Source organism: Streptomyces tateyamensis, assembly GCF_003205575.1.
GTDB lineage: Bacteria > Actinomycetota > Actinomycetes > Streptomycetales > Streptomycetaceae > Kitasatospora > Kitasatospora tateyamensis.
Map to the genome: position 1 here is coordinate 1 of NZ_PYBW01000082.1, position 4339 is coordinate 4339.

Annotated in this window: 6 protein-coding genes; 3 read left to right on the forward strand and 3 right to left on the reverse strand. The window is 72.3% G+C overall.

Annotated features, from left to right (window positions below; translation table 11 throughout):
* Positions 1 to 215: 215 nt before the first annotated feature.
* Positions 216 to 614 (reverse strand): hypothetical protein, encoded by a 399-nt coding sequence (locus C7C46_RS21895; RefSeq protein WP_110671600.1) that lies wholly within the window; start codon positions 612 to 614, stop codon positions 216 to 218.
* A 369-nt stretch (positions 615 to 983) separates the two neighbouring features.
* Here C7C46_RS21895 and C7C46_RS21900 point away from each other — a divergent pair, with 369 nt between their 5' ends.
* A complete protein-coding gene (locus C7C46_RS21900) occupies positions 984 to 2201 on the forward strand; it encodes a PP2C family protein-serine/threonine phosphatase (protein WP_110671601.1) in 1218 nt (405 codons plus the stop codon).
* A 57-nt stretch (positions 2202 to 2258) separates the two neighbouring features.
* Here the strand turns inward: C7C46_RS21900 and C7C46_RS21905 are convergent, their stop codons facing one another.
* Together C7C46_RS21905 and C7C46_RS21910 are read right to left on the reverse strand one after the other, a co-directional pair.
* A complete protein-coding gene (locus C7C46_RS21905) occupies positions 2259 to 2519 on the reverse strand; it encodes a hypothetical protein (RefSeq protein ID WP_110671602.1) in 261 nt (86 codons plus the stop codon).
* Complete coding sequence (locus C7C46_RS21910; protein WP_110671603.1) at positions 2494 to 3189, reverse strand: hypothetical protein; 696 nt, start codon at positions 3187 to 3189, stop codon at positions 2494 to 2496. The genes C7C46_RS21905 and C7C46_RS21910 overlap by 26 nt, the downstream gene beginning before the upstream one ends.
* Positions 3190 to 3302: 113 nt before the next feature.
* Between C7C46_RS21910 and C7C46_RS21915 the strand changes: the two genes are divergently transcribed.
* Both C7C46_RS21915 and C7C46_RS21920 read left to right on the forward strand, forming a co-directional pair.
* Complete coding sequence (locus C7C46_RS21915) at positions 3303 to 3737, forward strand: Hsp20/alpha crystallin family protein (RefSeq protein ID WP_110671604.1); 435 nt, start codon at positions 3303 to 3305, stop codon at positions 3735 to 3737.
* A gap of 274 nt (positions 3738 to 4011) precedes the next feature.
* The coding region (locus tag C7C46_RS21920) for a DUF2267 domain-containing protein (protein ID WP_110671605.1) at positions 4012 to 4339 on the forward strand (328 nt) is incomplete at its 3' end.

A 4339-nucleotide genomic window follows, 5' to 3' on the forward strand; every position in this document is an offset into this window, starting at 1 on the left:
CGCGATGAGCACCCACCCGGGGAAGAGCCGGGAAACAAAAATGCGCCTGCGATACATCAGCAGGCGCACACAAAGTTCATGGGAACCACTACTGCAACTAGGACGACTCTAGCAGGCTCCGGCCCACATCGGTGGAACATTTTTCTCCGGGTTCCGCAAAACCCCTCCCCCGGGGCCACCTGACCTGAGCCGACGGCCGGTCAGTGCGACCTCGGTCACAAGCCCGGTTCCTCGGGATAGGAGGGGACGTCGTAGCCCTGGTCACGGAGCCACCGGCAGGTCACCGCGGCCCGGTAGCCGCTGTCGAAGGAAGGGAAGGAGTCGTCGGGCTCCTCCGCGGGCCGGACGTCCTTCTCGTCGCTCTCCATCTGCTGGACCACGGCGTCGGCGATCCGGGCCGCCGTGTCACCACCCAGGTCGCCCCTGTCCCGCCAACGGGTCAACTGGTCCTTGGCCCGCCGGGCCAGCCGGGCGCTCTCGGCGGCGTGTTCCGAGCCGACCGCGGCAACCGCCGCCTCATTGGCCGATCGCAGCCATTGGCCAAGGCAGTCGGTGATGACCTGCTGGGCGAAGGCGGCCCGCCACTCTTCCCGCTGCCGGTAGTCATCCGTCATACCTGCAGCCTACCGAGAACGGGCGACCGACAGCCCCTTTCTTGCCATTTCGCGCATGGCCGGCGTCGGGCCGCCCTCACCTGCGGCCCGACGCTGCGGACCATACGGCTGGTCCGGCCGGTAGAGCGGTCAACTCAATTCGAATGCTTGCTTGTTGCTCCGACAGGAGGCCTGGGAAAGCGGGCCGGGCGCTTGAGCTTCCCGGGCAACGAAGCCCGGCCGGCCCGACCCGGACGGCCGCGGCCTGCCGCAGCTTCACGTACCGGCCCACCCGATCGAGCGAGTACGAAGGTGACAGGAAGTCATATTCCGCCGGTACACCTGCGTGTTCGCCGGTGGAAACCGAGGCGGCTGTGGTGGAGTTGGGCCATGGCACGGGCTGAGCGAGAGCCTCACAGAGGTGCGGCGGAGCGGGCCGAGGGGGTCGGCGAACGACTGGTCGACGCACTGCTGGAACGGGCGCACGAAACGCCGCCGCAGCTGATCGCTCCGCTGCTCGCCGAGCAGGTCCGCCTCCTGGGAGGCCGGGACGTGTCGATCCTGCTCCAGGACCACGAGCAGCTCATGCTCCTTCCGCTGCCCGGACCCGGCCTGATCACCGAGGGGCCCCACCCGATCGACGGCTCCCCGGCGGGCACGGCGTTCCTGAGCGCGGCGTCCACCGAGATCCCGCGGGGCGCCGGCCGACGGATCTTCCTCCCGCTGCTGGGCGGCGCCGGGCCGGTGGGCGTGCTGGCGCTGACGCTGGACACGGTGAGCGGGGACGACCGGCGGGTGCTCGGCCGGCTCGCCGCCCTGGTGGCCGACCTGATCGCCACCAAGGGCGGCTACACGGACCAGTTCTCCCTGGCCCGCCGCAGCAGCCCGATGTCCACCGCCGCCGAGATCCAGTGGTCGCTGCTGCCGCCCCTGACCATGTCCACCCCCGAGGTGGAGGTCGCCGGCATCCTGGAGCCCGCCTACGAAGTCGCTGGGGACAGCTTCGACTACGCGCTCAACGAAGACGTCCTGCACGTCGCCGTGATCGACGCGATGGGTCACGGGCTGGACGCCGCGGTGATGGCCACGGTCGCCATCGGGGCCTACCGGCACTCCAGGCGCGCCGGGGTGGGGCTGGCCGAGATCTACGCCTTCATGGACTCCGCCATCGCCGACCAGTTCGGCGTCGAGCACTTTGTCACCGCCCACATGATGCAGCTGAACGTCAGGTCGGGCCTCCTGCAGTGGGTCAACGCGGGCCACCCGGCGCCGCTGCTGATCCGCCATCACGACGTCGTCCAGCAACTGAAGGGCCCCACCACCCTGCCGGTCGGCTTCGGCGGGGAGCAGCCGCAGATCAGCGAGCAGTCGCTGCGCCGCGGCGACCGCGTGCTCTTCTTCACCGACGGCCTGATCGAGGAACACCTGTCGGGCGGCGAACAGTTCGGCGAGCAGCAACTGATCGACGCGGTCACCCGGATCGGCCCCACCGGCGGCGGCGTGCGCACAATGGTGCGCACGCTCTCGCAGACGCTGAAGCGCGAGCGCGGCGGGATCACCAGCGACGACGCGACGCTCTTCCTCGTCGAATGGCGCGGCGGTACCTGAAGCTCCCGGTCAGGCGGGCACGGGCTTGGCGCCCGGAAGGAGGGACGGCCCGCGGGGTCAGGTGGGCCGGGTGCCCGGCGGTGGGGCCTGGGGGCTGTTCGGCTCGGGGGCGGGCAGCGGCCAGGCGGGTTGGGCGAGGTGGCGGCGCAGGGCGTCGAGCCGGGCGAGGTGGGTGTCGAGGGCGGCGATGACGCCGTTCGTGGCGGCAGCCACTCGCCCTTCGAGATCGTGGATCCGGTCCAGGAGGTCCTGCCAGCGCTCCTCGGCGTCGGTGTCGGGCGCGGCGTCGGTGTCAGGCGCGGCGTCGGTTGCTGTCATCGCGGAGCCGGGTGGTGTGGTGGGTGAGGGCGTCGAGGCGGGCGGCGAGGTCGCCCTGGCCGGCGCCGAGGTAGGGGCGGACGGCTGCCAGGGGCTCTATCAGGTCGGCGGGGTCGGTGGTACCGAGCGCCGCGGTGAGGGCGTCCTGGGCGGGGCGGGCACTGGGGGCGAGTGCGGTCGTGGTGAGCCGGGCGGCGAGGACGCGCAGTTCGGCGGCGTTGTCGCGGGCCCAGGCCGTCACGGTGCGTTCGGCGGCGCGGCGGTCGCGGACGGCCTTGACGCGTTCTGCGCCGGTTCCGGTGGTCCGCCTGCTGGTCCCGGCGGGGCGCAGCCGCAGGTAGCGGTTCTCGGCGGCCTGGCGGCTGGCGACGCCCATGGGGTGGGCGAGGTCGGCCCAGGTGGCGCCGGCGTTGCGGGCGTTCTCGACGAGTCCGGCCTCCCAGCCGGCGAGCTGGTCGCGGAGTTCGCGCAGCAGCACCAGGGCGGCCAGGGCCGGTGCGGGGCCGGATTCCTCACGGTCCTGGGCAGCGGGCGGCGGGGTGGCACCGGGGGCCTGGGCGGTGCGGACCGCGTCTTCGATGGCGGCCAGGGCCGCGGCGGCGGCGAGGAAGGAGGCCGGTTCGGCGGGCGTCTTCGGCCCGGTCGCGGGTGCCGTGGGCTTCTCGTGCATGGTGTCACTCTAACGATGACGACTGGGGTTTGTCATCGGATGGATGACGTGTTAGAACGGTGTCAGGTGAAAGCGCACTGGCACCCTTTGATCCCACTTGGAGGTGTTTCGCGATGCTGTTGCGCACCGACCCGTTCCGCGAGCTGGACCGTCTGACCCAGCAGTTCCTCGGCACGAGCGGCACGTGGTCGCGTCCCACGCCGATGCCGCTGGACGCGTACCGCGCGGGCGAGGAGTACGTGATCTGCTTCGACCTGCCCGGGGTCGACCCGGAGGCGATCGACATCGACGTCGAGCGGAACATGGTGACCGTCAAGGCCGAGCGCCGACCGCGCCACCAGGGCGAAGAGGTGAAGTGGGAGCTGTCCGAGCGCCCGCTCGGCGTCTTCTCGCGCCAGGTCATGCTCTCCGACACGCTCGACCCCGAGGGCATCTCCGCCGAGTACGACGCGGGCGTGCTGACCCTCAAGATCCCGGTCGCGGAGAAGGCCAAGCCCCGCAAGGTCACCGTCGGCCACAGCGCGGGCCGCAAGCAGATCCGGGCCTGACCCGCCCCCGCCGCCCTCCCGCGCCGCCCCGAAGCTCCCCCACGGGGCGGCGCGGGGACGCCCTCGCCACCAGCACTCCCCCGGCCCACCCGCCGCGCGCGGGCTCCCGGCCGACCGAACCGGAGCTCGCCCGGCCCCTGCCCGGGGTCGCCCGCCCTGTCGCCCGACTGCTGCTCCGCTTCACCGGCCCCCCGCCTGGCCGCGGCCCGCTGACCGCACCGCCCAGGCGCCGGCCCGGGGCCGGTCCGCTCCTCTCCCGGAAGGAGGACCCGCGGTGACGCTTCGATGGGAGGCGTTCCTGGACAAGGTCCAAGAACGCGGTGAATACGACACGCCCGAGGAGGCCGAACGCGCCGCCCGCGTGGTGCTGGCCCTGCTCGGTGCCCACCTGGTGGGCCAGGTCCGCGCGGACCTGGCTGCCCGCCTGCCCGAGGCCATGGCCCTGATCCTGCTCAATCCCCTCGAGGCCGCTGAACCGCTCAATCCCGACCGGTTCGTTCGCGCCACCGCGGCCTGGATCGAGGGCGCCACCGAGACCACCGCCCTGTGGGACATCGGCGCCGTCCTGTCCACCGTCGCGGACGCCACCGGCGACGAGCTCA